Here is a 20,047-nt window from a genome sequence, read left to right on the forward strand (position 1 = left end):
GAAAATCTTTTATAACGAAAAAAGCACGAGGCAGTCCATGGAGACTGCCCTTGTTTTATAAAAAAGACCTTCCGCATTTCACTCACTGAGCTGCAGAAAGTCCTTTTTTTATCATTTGTGATGTTTCTCTTCCTCTTCTTCCACCAGTCTTGCGGTTTCACCAGAGGGAGCGGAGATTACAGCTGCTGCAATGATCTCGCAGGGCGGATTCTCCTTTACACTATCAACTGCTGCCTTCACAGCTGCCACATCACCGCTGAGAAATACGGTCGCATGGCCTCCGCACTTGGTATGCCAGGTACGAAATTCCACATTTGATGTTTTCAGCATCTGGTCAAGGACAACTACTGCATTGCAGCTTCCCAGAACCTCTACTAATCCTAATGCTCCATATGACATCCTCTTATTTCCTCCTGACATATTCTATTTGTTGATGGTCATCTTCAGTGCAACTTCTGTGTCTGCAGTAGGGGATGCGATCACTGTGTGGGATACCACCTTGCCCAGGGGCTTCGCTGTCTCCAGTGCCACTTCCATTGCTGCATTTACATCTGCTATGCTGCCTCGCATTTTCACACAGGCTCCGCTTTTCAGTCGGTTTCGCTCTACACTCTGGATCTTCACGTTCGCAGCCTTGGATGCTGCGTCCAGAGCTACAAAGCAGGCTACCAGGTTATCCAGCTCAAATACCCCAACTGCCATGCCGTTATAGTTTTCTGCCATTTTATCCTCCTTACGAGACGGGAAAAGGGGCTGCCCTTTCACGACAGCAAAAAAAGGATCTCCCGACTGCTTTCTTTTTTACCAGTATACCTTGTTTTTCCTGTAATTACAAGTAATTTCTGCCTGTAATCTCACACAAATTCACAAAATACAACACAATCCCACATTTTTTTCACAATCTAATCCCCATTCTACAAATGTCGCGATAATTACATCTGCCCTCTGCCAGCTTCCGCCTTAACATCTATATCCGTAAGTTCCTTCCCATCCTCTACCTTCAGAACAGCTGTATCGTCTCTGTGCGCGGTTATGACGGATTTTCCGCCACGGTCTCCGGTGATGGAGAGAAGCTGGTCATAATATTTCTTTGTAAAAATACAGGGATTGCCAAGCCTGCCCTCGCTGGAAACGCAGGCAATTCCTTTTCCTGTGGTTTCCAAAAGCGTGATAAGCTGGCGGATCGTCCCGGCTGTAAGCCAGGGCTGATCGGATACAGTAAAAAGACAGGCGTCCGCATCCAGGTTGGCTTTCAGGCCAATTTTCAAGGAGGAAGAGATTCCCTCATCCGGATGGGGATTTATATATACCGGAACTCCTAATGCTCTCGCTTCCTCCTCAATTTCCTCATACTGAGTTACCACCGTTACCGTCATCTCCTGCTTTATGTTTTTTAAACTGCCTGTTTCCAAAACACAGCTGGAAACCTCTTTTCCCTGTCCCCCGGCCCCAGCCACCGCTATCAGCCTCTCCAGAATATATCGGTACATAGGATTTCCGTCAATTTCGTACAGCAGCTTGTTGCCTCCAAAACGGCGGCTGTTTCCGGCGGCCAGCATGATCAATGCAATCCTCATAATTTCTCTGCCTCTCTTAAACTGCCGTAAGCAGCGACAGTTCCCTGTTTTGCCAGATCTTCCACAATGTGCTCTGCCGGAGCCGGATCCGATAATACATCTGCTTTGTTCAAATAAACCCGATAGATTTTGTGATCCACGTTCTTATATAATCCGTGGACGGAAGTGGCGATTTTCTCAATATCTTCTGCCGTTACCGGTGCATCCAGATTTTTTTTGAGGAAAGCACTGGTGTATTCTGCACGGTGGGAGGTCTCACAGATAGGCTTGCCAAGGCAGTCCAGACCGATCACGCTTACTACAATATCCGCAAATTCCGGTATCACCGGCTCCCAGTCTGCCGGAACCTTCAAAGGTTTGTGCTTCGCACCGTCCGCTTCGATCAGCATCACATCACAAAGGGAAGCCAGTTTCTGCAGTTTCCCCGCTTCTATGGAGCACATTTTCCCGGAGGCTTCCTCTATATCAGCCACCGCTGCAAATCCGTGATTCTCCAGCATTTTGGGAAGCTTATCAAGCTCATCACTGCCAATTCTTGGCAGCATCGGATCGAAGGCCATATGGGTAGTAGTCGAAATGATCACCTTCTTACCCAAGACCTGCAGCTCTTCGTTCAGACGATAGATCAGACTGGTTTTCCCGCCTCCTCCAACAACAGCGATCACCGGGTATTTCTCGATATCCAGCTTTAATAAATCTAAAAAATATCCACTTTCTTTCATCCGGCCTCCTACTTCGGCAAAATACCGTTGCTAAGCAAAATTTCTACAACGCTTCCTGCAATGCATCTTGCCTTGTCTGAAATGGTAAAGCAGTTCTTTTTTTCCTCTTTTCTGGGGTCTATATCGGCAATTTTCATTCCAAAGGGAACATAATAGCCATCCTTTATAATCCCGCGCAGAACACCCGTTATAGAGGCTTCTACGGGCACATCTCCCACATAGGCAAGTATCTGCCCCTTCTCCACAATATCAGCAATATGGGCAATACCACGGATTGTACCGGTGCCAGGAGAGTGAATGACCCTTTCTTTGCTTACGCCGCCTACTATGCCCGGAACACCGGTATTGGGAATTGCACAGCCCTCTGTGATAATTCTTGCCAGATCATGTCCGCGCATAGTCTCCACCACGAAATCTACATCCCGCCCTGCTGTAAAGCCAGGTCCTAACCCAATGGTAAGAGGTGCCATCTCTTTGGTAGTTCCCAGATTTTTTTTTGCAAGGATAGCATCTATAAGGACAGCCACCTTTCCCTGTTCATTAAGTGTCTCGATACACGTTCCATCATGGTCCACTATAAGAGGGATTTCACCTGCCTGCCATATTTTGTCACATTCTTCCAGAGCATTTGCCTGTCTGCACAAAACACCCTCTACTTCTGCTGTTTTGTCATATACAGCCTCGCAAAAAGCTACTTTCCTGCGAATTGCGCTTGGCTTCTCACATTCTAAGATTAGTACACGATAACCGCAGCGATGCAGCCTGTGGATTACACCACTTGCCAAATCTCCCCCGCCGCGGACGATCACACAGTTGTTATTCATGATTTTGTCCTGCCTGTTTTCTTATTTTGTAATGGTGGAGCATATTTGAAAAAACTGCAAAGGCGGGGATGTCCCCGCCTTCTTATAGCCGCTGTCATTTATCCTCTGCAGCCATATTTTCTTTATTTACCTTCTCCACTGCATTCACAATATTCTCATAGCCTGTGCAGCGGCAAAGATTTCCTGCCATGTGCTTGCGGATTGCATCCCTTGTCAGCTTCTCACCGCGCTCCAAAAGTACTGTGGCAGACATAACAAAGCCAGGTGTGCAAAATCCGCACTGAATAGCTCCCTCTTCAATAAAAGCCTCCTGAATACGAGTCAGCTCTCCGTCTTTCTCAAGGCCTTCCAGAGTGCGGATATTCTTGCCCTCTGCCCAGACAGCCAGATAAATGCAGGAATCAATAGTCTCACCGTCAATGATTACCGTACAGGCACCACATTCGCCTACCTCACAGCCTTTTTTTACAGAGGTAAGCCCGAGACGGTTGCGCAGCATATCGAGAAGGGATTCTCTTACATCCACATACTCAGCAACCTCTCTTCCGTTTACAGTACACTGTACCAGCCTCATATCCTTTTTCATGACTGCTCACCTCCTGCTGCATTTTCATCATCGACCATGCCGCGGCGAATACTTTCTTTTAATGCTCTTTTTGCAATCTCGCCGCCAATCTGAAGCCTGAAGGCCTTCGATGCTCTCCAGGAATCTCTTGGATTGATTTCCTCCCGTACAAGCGCCTCCACTTTTGCAAACAGCTCATCACCGATTTCCATGCCCTTCAATGCTTCTTCTGTTTTATGGCAGCGATAGGGCACAGGTGCCGCTACACCAAAGGTAATCCGCACATCCTCCAGTACCTTCTTCTGCGGATCGATCCTGCTTACCACACTGCAGCTTAAGGTTGCAATATCCATGGCATTTCGCATGGAATATTTAATATAAAAGCCATGATATCCCTGATAATCCTTTCCCGGAATCACAATATGGGTAAGTACATCTCCCTGGTGAAGATCTACCCTTCCAGGTCCCAGATAAAAATCCTGGATCGGAACCATTCGTCCGCCGGTTCCATCCGCGATCCGAAGCATTGCATTCAGGGAAAACAAGGTAGGTGCACTGTCTGCGCTAACTGCACCGTTGCATACATTTCCGCCGATAGTCCCGATATTGCGAACCTGAGGACCTCCAACCTGATCCACAGCCTCACCCAGGACCGGTATCAGCTTCTGAATCACCGGGTCTTTGGTAACATGGGAAAAGGTGGTAGCTGCTCCGATGAAAATGTCACCGGAATCCATCAGCCGGATCCCCCGGATTTCCTTAATATCCCGGATACTTACCAAAGATGTTCCTGCCATTTTCCCTTCACGTATTTTGATCAGAACATCACTTCCGCCGGAGATTATCCTTGCATCAGGATGCTCCTTCAAAAGCAAAACTGCCTCTTTTATAGTTTCTGCATTATAATAATTTTCGATATCGTACATTCCTCATGCCCCCTTTCTCAGATCAGTCCGGCTTTTGTAAAACCGTCTATCAGTCTTTGCGGTGTCAGAGGAATTTCAGCAAATCCAATTCCTGTTGCATGTAAAACTGCATTACGGATTGCCGGTGCCCCCGGAATTGCCGGAGGCTCTCCAAGAGCCTTGTTTCCATAAGGTCCCATAGGGTCATTCAGTTCTACAAATTCTGCTGTAAGATCCGGTGTATCCATCGTTGTCATCAGCTTATAGTCCAGCAAAGTACCGTTTAACGGTCTTCCTGTTTTCTTATCCAGAAGAAGCTGCTCGGAAAGCCCGCAGCCCATTCCCATAGACATACCGCCGTGAACCTGCATAGCCGCAAGCTGTGGGTTCAGAAGGACTCCGCTGTCGTGTACATTGACAATATCCAGAACCTTGATCTTACCAAGCTTCATATCTACTTCCACCTCTGCGAAGCAGCATCCGGTTGCAACCGTATTCTTTTTCACTTGTCTGGAAACCTCAGCTGTAAGAACGGAAGAATTGCTCAGGCTGTAATAGCTCTCCATTGCAAGCTCTTCCAGGGAAATGGCCTGCCTGCCGTCTGCCAGAATATATCCGTCCTCCAGCTCCAGACGATCCACATTACCCGGCACAAGAGTTCTGGCATAATCCAGAATCTTCTGCTTCAGCAGCTGGGCACATTCCTTCACTGCAGTTCCTGTAACAAAGGACTGTCTGGATGCATAAGCACCTGTATCAAAAGGTGTCACATCTGTATCCTGCATCGTCACAATATGCACTCTGGAAATATCCATATGTAAGGTTTCTGCTGCCATCTGAGAGAAAACAGTATCTGCACCCTGCCCGATCTCAGTTGCTCCCACCTGAAGCTGTACGCTTCCATCCTGGTTCAGCGACAATCTGGCACCTGCAATTTCCAGAGAAATAGGCCATACACCTGTCTTATAGGAGAAAAGTGCCATACCTACGCCGCGGCGGATATCTCCTGTCTGGTCTGCATATGCCTTTCTCTTTTCATCCCAGTGTATATAAGCAGCACCCTTATCCAGACACTCAAAAATACCATTTGAATTCGCTGCGATCGGTTTCAGATAAGCATCCTCATAATATCCATGAATCAGATTCTTTCTTCGGAATTCCAGAGGATCCATTCCAATCTCATAAGCAATGTCATCCATAAAGCTCTCTGTTGCATAGCAGACCTGAGGAATGCCATAGCCTCTCATGGCTCCTGCAGTAGGACAATTGGTATAAACCGTATATGCCTCACCTCGGATATTCGGGCAGGCATACTGAAGACGGCTTGCAGTCAGACCGTTAGCTGCAATGGCATGTCCGTGGGAAGCGTAAGCTCCCTGATTGGAATAGGCAGTCATCTCTTTTGCCAGAAGATGCCCCTCCCGATCCACTCCTGCTGTCATTTCGTATTCAATGGAATGACGGGTTCTGGTATTGGTAAAGGTCTCCTCACGGGTAAGCTCGATCTTCACCGGACGTCCGCCAACCTGCATGGTAAGAAAGGCATTCAAAGGCTCGTAAAGCACTTCCTGCTTATTTCCAAAGCCGCCGCCTACATATGGCTTAATGACACGCACCTGTCCCCATGGGATTCCCAGTGCCTGACCAACTACACGGCGGACAATGTGAGGTATCTGTGTGGAAGAAACCACAACAATTCTTCCCTTTTCCATATATGCATAAGAAATATTATTCTCAATGTGACAGTGCTGAACAATAGGGGTCTTATAGCTTCTGTGGATCTGTACAGCAGCATCCTCCAATCCCTTATCCACATCACCGATAGCAAAGCTGGAACGCGCAAGAATATTATCCTTCTTATCAAGATGAATGGGATGCTCACTTCCCCGCATAGAAAGCCTGGGGCTTAGCACAACCGGATATTCTTCATATTCTACCTTGATCAGCTTCAATGCCCGTGATGCAGTCACTTCATCCTCTGCTACAACTGCTGCAATATCATCTCCATAATAACGTACTCTTCCGGTCAGAAGATTACGGTCAGCCACATCCTGATGTGCCAGTTCCACAGACCAGGGATGCCCCGGTGTAGGATAGCAATGATTCGGTACGTCCTTAAAAGTCACTACTTTTACCACGCCGTCCAAAGCTTCGGCCTCACTGGTATCAATGGACTTCACAATACCATTACCGATTGTGGCATGACAGACCTTTGCCACCAGACACTTGTCCAGGATCATATCATCTGTAAACTTCGCTCTTCCTGTTACTTTTTCATAAGCGTCTACTCTTGGAACACTCTTTCCAATCATATGCTTCACCTTCTTTACATTTACTTAGTTTGTTTAAAAAAGCCGACGCCGTTCAAAAAACAATATCACGGTTCTTCTTTGAACTGGCTGTCGGCTATGGGCTCATTGCCTTGTGTCTCAAAAATATTGTCTAAAATATCTCTTCTGCATAAAGCAATTGTACCACATTTCTCAGATGTTTTGCAATATTTTTATGCATAATGCAAGAATTTTGTACTGTTATTTTTGAAACTTTCACATATTATTCTTTTAATGTCTGATTAATTGATAATACCTCGCAGGTCATAGATAGCATGTCTTGGACATTTTACCACACACATACCGCAGCTTAAGCACAAGTCCTCGTTGATCAAAGCGCAATTGTCTGTGACCTTAATGGCTTCTGCAGTACATGTTTTCTGGCAGATGCCGCAGCCGATACAGCTGACCTGACACTGTTTTTTTGCCTCCTGGCCCTTACTTTTGTTAGAGCATTTCACAACCATCCAGTTGGCACATTCGTGAATATGAATTACCTTCTGGGGACATACCTTTACACACGCTCCACAGCCAATACATTTCTCTTCATCTACTTCTGCCACACCATATTCATTAAGAGAAATGGCACCAAACTTGCACTTGCTTACACAGGCTTTACAGCCGATGCATCCGTCCTTACAGCCGTGCTCACCTGATGTGGCTCTGCACCCTCCATTACATGCCACAAAAGCTGCTTTATATGGGAATTTCTTTTTTACAGCCATATCATCCCTTCCTTTCATATGGTGTCCCGCTAAGAGGAAGGCTGTACCGCCTTACACCATCTCTTCGGAAATATGCATCTGCAATTGCAGGTGCTGTCGGAATTGATGTGATCTCACCGATACCAATCGCGCCGCAGGCAACCTTAAGTCCCGGCTTATCGACTACAATGGCATCGATCTTTGGAATTTCGTGGGAACGGAATAAACCAAGAGAACCATATTTCTCAATTGGCTTACAATTTTCATCAATCGGATATTTTTCTCTTAAAGCAAATCCCATGGACATTACTACGCCGCCTTCAATCTGGCCTTCACAGGATAAAGGATTCACTGCTTTGCCAACATCATGAGCCGCAACGATTTCCTCTAGCTTGCCGGTTTTGGAATCCAGGATACAGACCTGGGTAGCATAGCCATATGCCACATGAGATACCGGATTTGGCACATCTGCTCCAAGAGGGTCTGTTTTTGCAAGATATTCTGCGTAATAAACCTTGCCGATCATTTCCTCTACTGTTTTTCCGGCACGCTTATCTTCCATCAGCTTCTCACAGGCTCTTCTGCATGCTTCTCCGGTTATCAGAGTCTGTCTGGAGCCGGAGGTTGTTCCGGAATCAGGTGAAATCCAGGTATTGCTCCGCTCATAAACAATATCCTCTCTTTTAATATCTGTGTTGGTAACGATCATCTGAGTCAGCACAGTGCCAAGTCCCTGGCCAATACAGGATGCACCGGAATAAATATGAAGCTTCCTGTCTTCCTCGAAAATCAGCTTCACACGGCCGGTATCCGGAATTCCTACACCGACTCCGGCATTTTTCATGGCACATCCAAGGCCCACCGCTTTGCCAGCCTCTAATGCTGCGTCATATTTCTCTTTCACTGCCTCCAGGGTTTCCACAAGACCGGTGGAATCATCTACGATCTGTCCATTAGGGAGAACTTCTCCCGGGCGGATAGCATTTCGATAGCGAATCTCCCATGGTGTAATTCCCACTTTATCTGCCATCATGTTCAGTAAGGTCTCTGTTGCAAAGCAGGTCTGCGTAACTCCAAAGCCCCGAAAAGCTCCTGCTGGCGGATTATTAGTATAATAAGCAGTTCCTTCAATCTCAAAGTTCTGATAATGATAGGGACCGGCTGCATGAGTGCAGGCACGCTCCAGAACCGGACCTCCAAGAGATGCAAACGCGCCGGTATCAGCCTTAACCTTTGCCTTAACACCCATAATATTTCCGTTCTCGTCACAGCCCATTGTCATATCCATATAAAATGGATGACGTTTTGGATGAACCAGCAAAGATTCTGCCCTTGAAAGCTTCATTTTAACAGGCTTCTTAGTCACATAAGTAAGAAGCGCTGCAAGGTGCTGCACGGTCATATCCTCTTTGCCCCCAAAGCCTCCGCCTACCAGGGCATTCTGAACCTTCACCTTATCTGTTCCAAGAAGCAGACTGCATTCATGCAATGTCTGATGTGCAGACTGGTCTGTGGAATATATGAAAATATCTCCATCCTCATCGTAAAATGACACTGCACACTCCGGCTCCAGAAATGCATGCTCGGTCCATGGTGTTTCAAAATGCTTGGAAATCACGTATTTAGAGCCTTCAATAGCTTCTGTGGCATTGCCGCGGCTAATGTGCTTATATGCACAGATATTATTCTCTTCCTCATCAAATACCCTTGGTGCGTCCGGTGCAGCAGCTTCCTCAATGGTATGGATGTGAGGCAGCACCTCATATTCTACCTTGATCAGCTTCTTCGCCTTCTCTGCAGTTTCTCTATCTTTTGCTGCGACAAGTGCAATGGCGTCCCCCAGATAATGAGTCAGGCCACCAACCGGAATCAGGGTATACTGATCGTGCTTCAAATGGCCGATCTTATTCTCACCCGGAATATCCTTAGCTGTAACAACAGCCTCCACCCCCGGAAGCTGTTCTGCTTTTGTTGTGTCAATAGAAAGAACACGTGCCCGCGGATATTTGCTTCGGAGAGCCACTCCGTAAAGCATGCCTTCCGGATAGAAATCATCAGGATATTTTCCGGTGCCAAGAACCTTTTCCCCCACATCAATTCTTGCCACACGGGATCCAAGCTCCCAGTTTTCATCCTCCTGTGGAATTACGCCCTCCCGCATAATTCCTGCGGCAATCCGCACTGCATCTATTATTTTTACATACCCTGTACAGCGACAGTAATTGTTGCGCAGGGCATACTTGATTTCCTCATCAGTTGGTTCTTTATTTACATCCAGAAGAGCTTTGGTACACATAATCATACCCGGAATGCAAAAACCGCACTGTACAGCTCCGGCTTTACCGTATGCATAGGTATATACTTTTTCTTCCCAATCGGTCAGGCCTTCTACTGTGATCACGTTTTTCCCTTCCAGGGAATCCGTGTCCGGCACACAGGCTTTGCAGGTCCTGCCATCAATGATCACGGTGCAGGCTCCGCAGGCGCCCTCACTGCAGCCGTCCTTTACAGAGGTCAGATGCAATTCATCACGCAGAAAGCGAAGCAGCTTCTGGTTTTTCCCGGACTCTACGGTCTGTCCATTGACTGTAAATGCTGCCATATTGGACTCTCCTTTCTTGCGGGTTCTCCCGGTCAGGCATACGCTTTGCCATTTTTCCGGAAGCTTTTACATTATATAGATACTGTCCACAGCCCGGATAAAGCTGTGGACAGCATTTGCCTTGTTGGTCAAGCGGATATTCGCAATCCGCTTCGCTGCTTGCTCATAACCAAATGCTGCTTCGCAGCTTGATTCGGTTAAATCACAGATCAGATCATATATCCATAATCATCGATCACTGCACAGATCAGCTTCTTCAGACCATCATACAGCTTATCAGCAGGATCATCTGCCTTGCAATCTGTAATCTGGCCTACAAATCTTACCTTGCAGGTCTTTGCTTTTTTATCAAGCACAACAAATCCGTCGTTTGTGCTGTCTGCCATATCTTTTTCATTTGCAAACAGAGTGAATTTGTCTTTGTATGGTGCACTTGCGTATGGACAGAAGCTCTTGCAGTTACCGCACTCATTACACATGTAATCTACATGGATCACCTGATTCATTGCCATTCCCGGAACCTTTACAGAAATATTTGCACGGTTCGGACAAACATCCACACAGTTCTCGCAGACCTTATTACAGGTAAGACATCTTTCTTCCTCTGTCTTCACTTCTTCGCTGTGCTTTAAGATTCCCTTCTTTGCATAGCAGTCTGCTTCCTTGCCGGTTACAGCTGCATCCCTTGTGATCTCTTTGCCAAGGATATCTTTAACTGCAAGCTGCGCATCGCGGATTCCCTCTACAATCGTAGCAGCACCCTTTGCTCCGTCTCCAGCAACATAAACGCCGCTTACACTGGTTTCAAGAGTCTTGTCGTTGACCTTTGCTCTTCCTCTTTCGTCCACTGCAATCTGGTTTGCAGTATAGAAGTCTGTATCAAGCTTCTCACCAACTGCCACGATTACAGTATCAGCAGGAACCTCTTCTACGTCTGCTGTCTCAGTAACACCGGCACGTCCGGACGCATCCATCTGTCCAAGCTCCATCTTTTGGCAGATCAGTCTTCCATTCTCAAGACTTACCGGAGAAAGAAGCTCTTTAAACTCAACGCCCTCTTCCAGAACCTCCAGAAGCTCATCCTCTGCTGCAGGCATGTAGCGTTTGGTTCTTCTGTATACAAGATATACATGCTCTACGCCTTTTGTGCGCTTTGCTGCTCTTGCAGTATCCATGGCTGTGTTACCGCCGCCGATAACTACCACATTCTTTCCGATATCCAGACTGCCATCACTTGCCTTGAAATCACGAAGGAATTTCAGTGCGTTTACAGTCTCACCCTTCTTAAGCTTCAAGGTACCTGGCTTGCCGGCTCCGATCGCAAGAATCACTGCATCATAGCCCTGTGCTTTCAGCTCTGCTACAGATGTAATTTCTGTATTGGTGCAGATCTTTACTCCCATCTTTTCAATAAAGGAAATATCTTTGTCAATGGCATCATCTCCAATACGGAAGCCCGGGATCACGTAGCGGATCACACCGCCTGCTTTTTCCTCTTTTTCAAAAACAGTTACAGCTGCGCCCTCTCTTGCAAGGAAATAAGCTGCAGCAATACCGGCAGGACCGCCGCCTACAACAGCAACCTTCTTACCGTTTGGTTCTCCGGCTTTGATCTGACCGATCAGCTCCTCATAGCCCTTCTGTGCTGCAATCAGCTTAGTTCCGCGGATATTTACAGATTCCTCATAGAAATTACGGGTACATTTATTCATACAGTTATGCGCACATAAGGTTCCTGTAATAAATGGCAGTGCATTTTTCTCAAGGATCACTTCCAGAGCTTCTTTGTATTTGCCCTCACCTGTAAGAGCCACATACTGCGGAATATCCTGATGAATAGGGCATCCCTCTGCACATGGAGCATAGAAGCAGTCCAGAAGCGGAACCTCTTTTGTGCTCTTTCTGTTTGGAATCGGCTTGATATTCTTTACATGATGTGCATCTGTGATGGCATCCGCTGCCAGCTTTTTCAGTGCATCCACATCAATTCCATCCCATTTCTTCGGAGCAATTCCGTCAGTCTTAGCTGCAACCTGAGAAAATCTCTGATAACCGCCGGCCTTCAGAAGAGTCGTTGCCATGGTTACAGGCCAGATTCCGCAGCCTACGATCCGATCGATGTTGTAATAATCAGCACCACCGGAATAGGAAATTCTCAGCTTTCCTGCAAATTCTTCAGAAAGCTTGGCTGCAAGAGAAATGGACAGAGGGAATAAGGATTTACCTGACATATACATTTCTTCGCTTGGAAGCTCATTTCTTGTAACGTCAACAGGGAAGGTATTGGTGATCTTCACACCGAATTCCAGCCCCAGCTCCTCTGATAATTTCATCAGGCGGGTAAGCATAGGAACTGCATCCTCATACTGCAGGTCATCTCTGAAATGGAAATCACCGAATACCATATAGTCGTATCCCATTTCATCCATAGTCTTTCTTGCAAAATCATAGCCCAGAAGAGTAGGATTGCATTTTACAAAGGTATTCAGATGCTTCTCGGTAAGAAGGTAGTTTGCAATGCTCTCGATTTCCTGTGGCGGACATCCATGTAAAGTGGAAATCGTTGCAGAATTACAGACATCAGATGGAATCGCCTCAATATCTTCTCTGGTGAAATTGTGGAATCTGTCTGCATTGTCCAGAAGCCATTTTTTACATTCCTGGAAGACAGCAGTATCCTTGGCTTCCATCATTCCATCGATAAAGGTGTTCACCTTGTCACCTTTGATTCCCTCCAGATCATAGCCTACGGAAATATTAAACTGGAAGCCATCCTGTGCTCCAAGATTAAATTCCTTCGCCATAACATGAAGGATAAACCATGCCTTGATATATTCACTCATTGCATCCGGAACGGTAAGCTCTGTAGACCATTCACAGTTATAGCCTTCGTCATCCGCAAGAATACACGGTTTATTTACACATGCGGAAAGCTCTGCACCATCCATTTTCTGAACGGTCTTCAGCTCAAAGAAACGTGCTCCTGCATAATAGGAAGCAATAATATTCTGGGCAAGCTGTGTGTGTGGACCTGCTGCAGGTCCCACAGGTGTCTCCAGAGTTCTTTCAAAGATTGTCAGATTATGATCTGCATTTATTGTATATGGGCGATGTACCCCAAATACTGTATCTTTCCCGCTTTTTTCCTGAAGGACCCATTCCATCAGCTGCCCGAAAGGCATACATGTCATAATATCGCTCATATTTATTTTCCTCCGTTAATATCATCAGCCAGTTCCTTGGCAGACTGTCTGCAGTCAGCCATAACCTTATCTACATCACATACCAGTACTTCTCTGTCCTTCATAAGAATCTTTCCATTGCAGACAGTCGTTACTACATCATGTCCTGTAGTACCGAACAGCAGATGTCCGTTTACGTTATCAGCTCTCATAGGTGTCAGCGGGTTGTAATCCATTACGATCACATCAGCTGCAGCACCCTCTCTTAATACGCCAAGAGGTTTCTTAAAGTAACGGTTTGCAATAACAGCATTATTCTCAAAGAGCATCTTCGGAACTTCTCCCCATGCAGCATTAGGATCGCACAGATGATGCTTATGAAGAATATTGGCAACCTTCCAGGATTCCAGCATATCATGAGTATAACCATCTGTTCCAAGTCCGGTCACGATTCCCTTATGAACCAGCTCCATAGTAGGAGGACATCCGCAGGCATTTCCCATATTGGATTCCGGATTATGGACAACCATTGTATCTGTTTCCTTAATCAGATCCATCTCATGCTCATTGATATAAATACAGTGTCCCAAAAGAGTCTTCGGTCCAAGAATGTTCCAATCATAAAGCCTGTCTACAATTCGTTTGCTATGCTCCTTCAGGCACTGATGAAGGTCATAGATTCCCTCAGCTACATGAATATGATAACCTACGCCCTCTGGCTTCAGTTCATTGCACAGCTCCATGGTCTTATCAGAAATTGTGAAGGATGCATGCATACCCATCATAGCTGCCAGCATATCGCTGTCATCATCCAGTGCATGTTTAATAAAATTCACATTCTCCATTACGGACTCTCTGGACTTGTCCATGCCGTCACGGTCAGAAATCTCATAGCAAAGACAGGTTCTTACGCCCAGTTCCTTAGCAGCGGATTCAATAGCGCTAAGGGAGCCTGTAATATGTCCAAAGCTTGCATGATGGTCAAATACAGTAGTAACACCGTTCTTAATACTGTCAATATAGGTAGCCATTGCAGAAAGTCTGGTCTGCTCCAGAGTCAGATGGCGGTCAATGGTCCACCACTGTCCATCCAGAATATCAAGGAATCCCTTGGGATTGTATCCCTTAATACTTAAGCCTCTGGCAAAAGAGCTGTAGATATGCTCATGAGTATTGATAAATGCAGGCATGATTACTCCGCCTCTGGCATCCACAAATTCTCCATTCGGATATGCTCTCTTCACCTCATCTGTAGTCCCCACCATTACTATGGTGTTACCATCCATTGCAACTGCGCCGTTCTCTATAAATGCATTGGATGCGTCCCGTGTGATCATTCTTCCGTTACCAATAATAAGCATATGGAGTCCTCCTTTACTTGTTAAAATTGTTGAATCAAAATGCACAATTCAACATTTTTTAGGATATTTTATACAGATAATGTAACATATTCTCATCCGAATTTCAATAGTATTTCAAAAAATATTTTTGGCTTTCTTAAAATTTTTGTAGTCTAACTTTTGTTGCCTGGGGGCAAACCTGGTATTTACAGGAAAAAGGGCGCAAAAAAAGCAGCCCGTTTTTATGCGAACTGCTCTTTCTGCCACTTGCTTATTCTATTTTTCTGATTTAAGTTGTTCCGAGTACATTTCCCTACAGTTCTCTGACCACATGCAGGCTTCTGCGCTCCTTTTTCCAGAGTTCTGTGTCGATTTCCACTTCGTAGCCTTTTCCATTCTTCACATGCCAGTCATAAAAGGACCGTTCCTCATCTGCATATTCTTCCATAATATTCATAATGGTGCCGCCATGTACCACCAGTGCGGCGCTGGAAATATTTTTGCGGATGCAGCTGCCAACTGCCATCTGAAATCCGGTGATGTTTCTTCGCTTAAATTCTTCCCGGCTCTCCCCTCCCGGGAATGGAAGAAGTCCGCCGGAATCGATCCATGCCTGGTAATTTGCATTGCCGTCCAACTCCAGATAATTTTTGTTCTCAAATTCCCCGAAATCGCACTCTGCAAGCTCATCGATTATGTTCAGTGGTTTTCCCGGAAAAAGAATAGACGCAGTCTGGGTGCAGCGCAGCATGGGACTTGCATATACTGCCTGGGGTTCTCCATAGTCCAGCTGCTTCAGCACTTCCTGAGACTGAGGTAAAAGAGGCTCATCGGTTCTTCTTCCTATATATCTTTGTTTTTGATTGCCAGCGGTTTCTCCGTGACGAATAAGCATCAGCTTAAGCATCCTTGATCACCGTCCCAATTCCGCAGACCACACGGGTCACTTTTTTGCTTTTGGAAGCAAGTCCCGTACAGACTCTGCCCACTGCTTCCCGGTATTTCCGGTCAAAAGCGTCCATGGGAACGACGCCGTAGCCTACCTCCTGGCTTACGACCACAATGTCCGGATTCCCTTCTGCAAGCTTCTCTGCAAGCCCGGCAACATCATGACCAGCCTTTAATTCCTTACGGATAAATTCCTGGAAATCCAGAACCCCCTCTGCCTTCATAAGCTGGTATTCCTCTAACTTGCCGCCATTTTTCCAGCAGATTTCCGGGTGTTTTTCCTTTGCATAATCGCTTTTTCCCTGAAAAGCGCCGCCGATAATCATTTCCATTCTGGTATCTCTCCTTCTACACTCACGCTTTTGTATATTATTTCTTCTAAATCAGCACAGAAGCCACCGCCAGCACTACTGCCATTCCCACCTCGCAGAGGCAAAGGAAATAGCCGGCCAAGTCTCCTGTAATTCCGCCGAAATACTTCATGGCCTTGTGATGATAAAAAAGGAAGATTGCCCCAGCTGCCGCAAATGCCAGAATCCCAAGCACAGGCTGGATCCAGACCATCACAGCCAGAAGGATCACAAGATAAACGATCAGCACATTCCGCACCGCCAGATCCTCTGCTTTTCTTGAAAACTCCGCCACAGTGCCATCCTTTCTAGCCTTTGGAAAAGTCATGACGCTGATTCCGGAAAAGCATCTGGAAACCATAAAGCCAAGCGCCATGATCTCAAGTGCAGGTTTGCAAAGCCACAGCTGGCTGTAAGCACCATACCAGGCAAGAAAGTAAACACAGGCCGTGATCACAGCAAATGCCCCAGCATGGGAATCCTTCAAGATCTCAAGGCGGCGCTCCTTTTCCTGCCAGGAGCTTAAGGCATCGGAAGTGTCCAGAAGCCCGTCCACATGGATTCCTCCTGTGACCCATACCGGAACCAGTACCAGCACAGCTGCCACAAATGCCGCCTGAAACCCAAATTTGCTTCCCGCCCAGCCCACAGCCAGGGACAAAGCCCCGATCACAAGACCGATAAAGGGAAAGAAGCAGAAGGTATATTTCATATTCTCCTTGCTCCAGTCAGCTCTTGGCATGGGGATTTTCGAATACATGGCAAAGGCCACCTTAAAATTATTCCACAGCATTTTCACCTGTTTTTCCTCCTTTGTGCCAAATCGGGATTCCATATACTACTTCTACCACCTGATCTGCCATTTCTCCAAGCTTCTGGTTGATTTTCCCAAGATACTCCTGATAGCGGACGGTATCTCCCTCATAGGAAGCTGCCTCGGAAAAAATCTCATTGGTAACAATCACAAGGTGACGGACCTGGCTTTTCAGCTTTCGGACACCTCTTAGGACAGCCTCCACAGTATCCGCTCCTGCCCCACTTTCTTCGAACATTTCATTTGCCGCAAGATTGGACATGCATTCCAGAAGAACAATGGCGTCTTGTGGAAATTCCAGATTTTCAAGTCCTGTATAGCACTCTACTGTCTCGAAGCCTTTTCCCGCACGCATTTTGCGATGGCGCTCTACGCGCTTATAGCTTTCCTCATCATAAGGGTGCATGGTCGCGATGTAGAATCGTTTTCCCTGTCCCAGAGACAGGATCTTGTCCTCGGCAAAAGCAGATTTCCCGCTTCCGCTTCCGCCTGTCACTACAGCCATCATGTTATTTCAGCTCCTCGTACTGGTCTACGTGAATATCATCAAACGTACTTAAGGTATTGTAAAGAGTGGCTCCCATGTCCAAAAACGGGCAGAGGGCAATGGCCCCGGTTCCCTCTCCAAGACACATATCTGCATGAAGCACCGCTTCCTTACCAAGCTTTTCCAGAACCAGATGCGCTGCCGGCTCTTTGGAGACATGGCTTGCGATCATATAATCTTTTGCCTGCGGACAGATTCCTGCAGCCACAAGGGCTGCTACTCCGGAGATAAAGCCATCGATCAGCACCGGAATCTGCAAAGCGGCTCCGCCAAGATAAACCCCGGCCATACCTGCGATATCCAGTCCGCCAACCTTGGCAAGCACATCAATGGGGTCTGACGGATCTGGCTCATTGAGGGCGATTGCCTTTTTGATGGCATTGATCTTGCGGGTCAGTCCGTCGCTGGAAAGGCCTGCGCCTCTTCCGGTCATCGTTTCCACAGGCTGATCCAGAAGTACAGAAGCAACTGCACTGCTGGTTGTGGTATTTCCAATGCCCATTTCTCCGGTAGCAAGAAGGCGATAGCCCTGTGCTTTCAGCTCCTCTGCCATGGCGATTCCGGCTTCGATTCCTTTCACAGCTTCTTCTCTTGTCATAGCCGGGTCCTTTGTCATATTGCGTGTTCCGTACATAACCTTCAGATCAGTGCGGGCAGTAGTGTCTTTCACCATTCCCACATCTACAGGCTTCACAGCAACGCCGCACTGATGGCACATCACACATGCAGTGGTGGTTTCTTTCACAAAGTTGTCCGCCACAATTCCGGTTACTTCCTGTCCAGTCTGGGTAACTCCCTCTTCCACAACTCCGTTGTCTGCGCACATGGCAACCAGTGCTTTTTTGCCAATGTCAACCTTCACCTCACCTGTAATTCCCACGATCTGGGTGATCAGGTCCTCCATTTTTCCAAGGGAATGAAGAGGCTTGGCAATGCTGTCCCAGCGCTTCCTTGCAGTCTCCATCTTTTCCTCATCAAGAGGCTTTATCTTCTTCCGTGCTTCTTCTAATGTCATCATTTCCTCCCACTGGTAAATACCAGGAATTTGCTGAATACATAATTTAAAGCCATAACTACAAACTGGATGATCAGTTTTCCAACCATATCATTTAAATGTACGATCTCGGCGAAAAACCATACTCCGCCAACCTCGATGACCATGGTGCTCAGTCTGGCTCCTACGAACTTGCAGAAAGGCCGGATGTGGTCCTTCAAGGTTTCGCATTTGTCCAGAAAAACAAATTTGGAGTTTACCACATAGGCAAACACAATTGCCAGAATAACGGAAATCACATTGGCAATTTCTCTTTGCAGGCCTGCCTGGCGCAGAAAGAAAAAGCTGGCTAAATTTACAACTGTGGTGCAGCCGCCGAAAAATATGTAGCGTATTACGTCATTGGCATAAAGCTTCTTAATGAGAGCGATCATGATTTACCTCCTGATAAACGTCCTTTTTCCCGCGAACGATCTGGGAAATAATGTAGCGGGGACGCCTTTTTACTTCTTCGTATATTTTTGCAATGTAGTATCCAATGATTCCAAGGCTTAGCATAATCGCACTTCCAATAAGAAGCAGTACGATCAGCGTGGTGGTGTAGCCTTCCACTGCTCTTCCGGCAAAAAACTGCACCAGAGAGTAGATGATCAGAATCAGAGAACATCCAAAACAGGCTCCTCCTATAATGGTTACAAACTGCAGGGGGACTGTAGTAAATGCCACAATATTGGTAAAGGCATATTTCACAAGGGACCAGGTGGACCACTTGGATTGTCCTGCCTCCCTGTCATGAACCTCGAATTCCACATGTGTGGTTTTGAAGCCTACCCATGAGGAGGTGGCACGGAAAAACATATTCCGCTCCGGCATGGAGAGAATGCTGTTCACAGCTTTCCGGTCCATCATCTTAAAATCGGAGGCATTCTGCATGTTTACCCCTGTTGCCTTGGACATGATCCCATAGAAAAAGCCTGCGCTTTCTTTGTGCAGAAGACTTTCAGTTCCTCTGCTTTTCTTCACGCCCTCAATCACTTCCCAGCCTTCTTCCCAAAGGTGATACATTGGGATCAGGGTTTCCGGCGGGTGCTGCAGATCGCAGTCCATCACAGCGACCACATCTCCTGTGGCCTGGGCAAGGCCTGCATAAACTGCCGCTTCCTTCCCGAAGTTTCTGGAAAAATGAACGCCTAAGATATTTGCGTCTTTCTCACCTGCTTTGGTGATTTCTTCCCATGTTCTGTCGTTTGAGCCATCGTCTACAAGTACCAATTCATAAGAAATGCCTGCTTCTGTTAAAACCTCATGAAGGACCCGGCAGGTTTTTCCTACCATCAGTTCTTCGTTGTAAGCGGGCAAAACTACTGATAATCTGCTCATTTTTTTGTCCTCTAGTCTTTCATTTTTCAACGTTCCCATTATAGTACAAAACCATTTGGCAGGCAACCTTATTTCGGTTTCTTCAGAATTTCTTAAGGATATTAGGGTTTTATGGCAATAAAAAAAACGATAACCAATCGGCTACCGTTTGCTTACTGTACCTTCAAAACTACATACATGCTGTATCCTCGTTTGGAATCTTTTGAATCATTCTCAACCTTGCGAATAAATCGGAAGTTCCATCTCACTTCGTTCGATGGAAC

The 20,047-nt window shown here is 46.5% G+C and carries 19 protein-coding genes; all 19 read right to left on the reverse strand.

Annotated features, from left to right (window positions below):
* Positions 1-111 precede the first annotated feature (111 nt).
* The 19 genes from DWZ38_RS20085 to DWZ38_RS20175 all read right to left on the reverse strand — a co-directional run bounded on the left by DWZ38_RS20085 (position 112) and on the right by DWZ38_RS20175 (position 19,784).
* Positions 112-399: a BMC domain-containing protein gene (locus tag DWZ38_RS20085; protein ID WP_021926917.1), complete on the reverse strand. Its 288-nt coding sequence runs from the start codon at positions 397-399 to the stop codon at positions 112-114.
* A gap of 24 nt (positions 400-423) precedes the next feature.
* Entirely contained in the window at positions 424-723 is a 300-nt protein-coding gene (locus DWZ38_RS20090; protein WP_021926916.1) for a BMC domain-containing protein, read from the reverse strand.
* A 209-nt stretch (positions 724-932) separates the two neighbouring features.
* Positions 933-1,577, reverse strand: a complete 645-nt coding sequence (locus DWZ38_RS20095; protein ID WP_021926915.1) for a nucleotidyltransferase family protein — start codon at positions 1,575-1,577, stop codon at positions 933-935.
* Positions 1,574-2,299: a selenium cofactor biosynthesis protein YqeC gene (gene yqeC, locus DWZ38_RS20100; RefSeq protein WP_021926914.1), complete on the reverse strand. Its 726-nt coding sequence runs from the start codon at positions 2,297-2,299 to the stop codon at positions 1,574-1,576. The genes DWZ38_RS20095 and yqeC overlap by 4 nt, the downstream gene beginning before the upstream one ends.
* Positions 2,300-2,307: 8 nt before the next feature.
* Positions 2,308-3,123: a selenium-dependent molybdenum cofactor biosynthesis protein YqeB gene (gene yqeB, locus DWZ38_RS20105; protein ID WP_117854980.1), complete on the reverse strand. Its 816-nt coding sequence runs from the start codon at positions 3,121-3,123 to the stop codon at positions 2,308-2,310.
* Positions 3,124-3,217: 94 nt separating this feature from the next.
* Complete coding sequence (gene xdhC / locus DWZ38_RS20110; protein ID WP_021926912.1) at positions 3,218-3,709, reverse strand: xanthine dehydrogenase subunit XdhC; 492 nt, start codon at positions 3,707-3,709, stop codon at positions 3,218-3,220.
* On the reverse strand, positions 3,706-4,614 hold the full coding sequence (xdhB, locus tag DWZ38_RS20115) for a xanthine dehydrogenase subunit XdhB (RefSeq protein ID WP_021926911.1): 909 nt from the start codon (positions 4,612-4,614) through the stop codon (positions 3,706-3,708). Before xdhB ends, xdhC begins: the two co-directional genes overlap by 4 nt.
* A 17-nt stretch (positions 4,615-4,631) precedes the next feature.
* Positions 4,632-6,905 carry a xanthine dehydrogenase subunit XdhA gene (gene xdhA / locus DWZ38_RS20120; RefSeq protein WP_117854982.1) on the reverse strand — a complete coding sequence of 758 codons (2,274 nt, stop codon included), beginning with the start codon at positions 6,903-6,905 and terminating at the stop codon, positions 4,632-4,634.
* A gap of 260 nt (positions 6,906-7,165) precedes the next feature.
* On the reverse strand, positions 7,166-7,648 hold the full coding sequence (locus DWZ38_RS20125; RefSeq protein ID WP_117854985.1) for a 4Fe-4S binding protein: 483 nt from the start codon (positions 7,646-7,648) through the stop codon (positions 7,166-7,168).
* A 1-nt stretch (position 7,649) separates the two neighbouring features.
* Entirely contained in the window at positions 7,650-10,229 is a 2,580-nt protein-coding gene (xdh, locus tag DWZ38_RS20130; protein ID WP_117854988.1) for a selenium-dependent xanthine dehydrogenase, read from the reverse strand.
* Between the two features lie 209 nt (positions 10,230-10,438).
* Entirely contained in the window at positions 10,439-13,432 is a 2,994-nt protein-coding gene (gene ygfK, locus DWZ38_RS20135) for a putative selenate reductase subunit YgfK (RefSeq protein ID WP_117854991.1), read from the reverse strand.
* A 2-nt stretch (positions 13,433-13,434) separates the two neighbouring features.
* Positions 13,435-14,772 carry a putative aminohydrolase SsnA gene (gene ssnA, locus DWZ38_RS20140; protein ID WP_117854993.1) on the reverse strand — a complete coding sequence of 446 codons (1,338 nt, stop codon included), beginning with the start codon at positions 14,770-14,772 and terminating at the stop codon, positions 13,435-13,437.
* Between the two features lie 292 nt (positions 14,773-15,064).
* A complete protein-coding gene (locus DWZ38_RS20145) occupies positions 15,065-15,658 on the reverse strand; it encodes a histidine phosphatase family protein (RefSeq protein ID WP_117854996.1) in 594 nt (197 codons plus the stop codon).
* Positions 15,651-16,031: a bifunctional adenosylcobinamide kinase/adenosylcobinamide-phosphate guanylyltransferase gene (locus DWZ38_RS20150; RefSeq protein WP_021926904.1), complete on the reverse strand. Its 381-nt coding sequence runs from the start codon at positions 16,029-16,031 to the stop codon at positions 15,651-15,653. The genes DWZ38_RS20145 and DWZ38_RS20150 overlap by 8 nt, the downstream gene beginning before the upstream one ends.
* Before the next feature lie 46 nt (positions 16,032-16,077).
* Positions 16,078-16,884 carry an adenosylcobinamide-GDP ribazoletransferase gene (cobS, locus tag DWZ38_RS20155; protein ID WP_207725595.1) on the reverse strand — a complete coding sequence of 269 codons (807 nt, stop codon included), beginning with the start codon at positions 16,882-16,884 and terminating at the stop codon, positions 16,078-16,080.
* Positions 16,829-17,371, reverse strand: coding sequence for a bifunctional adenosylcobinamide kinase/adenosylcobinamide-phosphate guanylyltransferase (locus tag DWZ38_RS20160; protein WP_021926902.1), 543 nt, complete (start codon positions 17,369-17,371; stop codon positions 16,829-16,831). The genes cobS and DWZ38_RS20160 overlap by 56 nt, the downstream gene beginning before the upstream one ends.
* Before the next feature lies 1 nt (position 17,372).
* On the reverse strand, positions 17,373-18,425 hold the full coding sequence (gene cobT / locus DWZ38_RS20165) for a nicotinate-nucleotide--dimethylbenzimidazole phosphoribosyltransferase (RefSeq protein WP_117855002.1): 1,053 nt from the start codon (positions 18,423-18,425) through the stop codon (positions 17,373-17,375).
* The gene (locus DWZ38_RS20170; protein WP_021926900.1) at positions 18,425-18,838 is read right to left on the reverse strand and encodes a GtrA family protein; all 414 of its coding nucleotides are present in this window, start codon (positions 18,836-18,838) and stop codon (positions 18,425-18,427) included. Before DWZ38_RS20170 ends, cobT begins: the two co-directional genes overlap by 1 nt.
* Complete coding sequence (locus DWZ38_RS20175; protein WP_021926899.1) at positions 18,822-19,784, reverse strand: glycosyltransferase family 2 protein; 963 nt, start codon at positions 19,782-19,784, stop codon at positions 18,822-18,824. The genes DWZ38_RS20170 and DWZ38_RS20175 overlap by 17 nt, the downstream gene beginning before the upstream one ends.
* Positions 19,785-20,047: the final 263 nt, after the last annotated feature.

The sequence above is a fragment of the Ruminococcus sp. AF31-8BH genome, assembly GCF_003460605.1.
GTDB classification, from domain to species: Bacteria; Bacillota; Clostridia; order Lachnospirales; family Lachnospiraceae; genus Blautia_A; species Blautia_A acetigignens.

Excerpts from the sequence above, each read along its gene's own strand:
- xdh (WP_117854988.1), bottom strand. The coding sequence starts at position 10,229 with ATGGCAGCATTTACAGTCAATGGACAGACCGTAGAGTCCGGGAAAAAC.
- yqeC (WP_021926914.1), bottom strand. The coding sequence starts at position 2,299 with ATGAAAGAAAGTGGATATTTTTTAGATTTATTAAAGCTGGATATCGAG.
- DWZ38_RS20085 (WP_021926917.1), bottom strand. The coding sequence starts at position 399 with ATGTCATATGGAGCATTAGGATTAGTAGAGGTTCTGGGAAGCTGCAAT.
- DWZ38_RS20150 (WP_021926904.1), bottom strand. The coding sequence starts at position 16,031 with ATGGAAATGATTATCGGCGGCGCTTTTCAGGGAAAAAGCGATTATGCA.
- xdhC (WP_021926912.1), bottom strand. The coding sequence starts at position 3,709 with ATGAAAAAGGATATGAGGCTGGTACAGTGTACTGTAAACGGAAGAGAG.
- DWZ38_RS20175 (WP_021926899.1), bottom strand. The coding sequence starts at position 19,784 with ATGAGCAGATTATCAGTAGTTTTGCCCGCTTACAACGAAGAACTGATG.
- ssnA (WP_117854993.1), bottom strand. The coding sequence starts at position 14,772 with ATGCTTATTATTGGTAACGGAAGAATGATCACACGGGACGCATCCAAT.
- xdhB (WP_021926911.1), bottom strand. The coding sequence starts at position 4,614 with ATGTACGATATCGAAAATTATTATAATGCAGAAACTATAAAAGAGGCA.
- ygfK (WP_117854991.1), bottom strand. The coding sequence starts at position 13,432 with ATGAGCGATATTATGACATGTATGCCTTTCGGGCAGCTGATGGAATGG.
- DWZ38_RS20095 (WP_021926915.1), bottom strand. The coding sequence starts at position 1,577 with ATGAGGATTGCATTGATCATGCTGGCCGCCGGAAACAGCCGCCGTTTT.
- DWZ38_RS20160 (WP_021926902.1), bottom strand. The coding sequence starts at position 17,371 with ATGATGGCTGTAGTGACAGGCGGAAGCGGAAGCGGGAAATCTGCTTTT.
- DWZ38_RS20145 (WP_117854996.1), bottom strand. The coding sequence starts at position 15,658 with ATGCTTAAGCTGATGCTTATTCGTCACGGAGAAACCGCTGGCAATCAA.
- cobS (WP_207725595.1), bottom strand. The coding sequence starts at position 16,884 with ATGGAATCCCGATTTGGCACAAAGGAGGAAAAACAGGTGAAAATGCTG.
- xdhA (WP_117854982.1), bottom strand. The coding sequence starts at position 6,905 with ATGATTGGAAAGAGTGTTCCAAGAGTAGACGCTTATGAAAAAGTAACA.
- DWZ38_RS20170 (WP_021926900.1), bottom strand. The coding sequence starts at position 18,838 with ATGATCGCTCTCATTAAGAAGCTTTATGCCAATGACGTAATACGCTAC.
- DWZ38_RS20125 (WP_117854985.1), bottom strand. The coding sequence starts at position 7,648 with ATGGCTGTAAAAAAGAAATTCCCATATAAAGCAGCTTTTGTGGCATGT.
- DWZ38_RS20090 (WP_021926916.1), bottom strand. The coding sequence starts at position 723 with ATGGCAGAAAACTATAACGGCATGGCAGTTGGGGTATTTGAGCTGGAT.
- yqeB (WP_117854980.1), bottom strand. The coding sequence starts at position 3,123 with ATGAATAACAACTGTGTGATCGTCCGCGGCGGGGGAGATTTGGCAAGT.
- cobT (WP_117855002.1), bottom strand. The coding sequence starts at position 18,425 with ATGACATTAGAAGAAGCACGGAAGAAGATAAAGCCTCTTGATGAGGAA.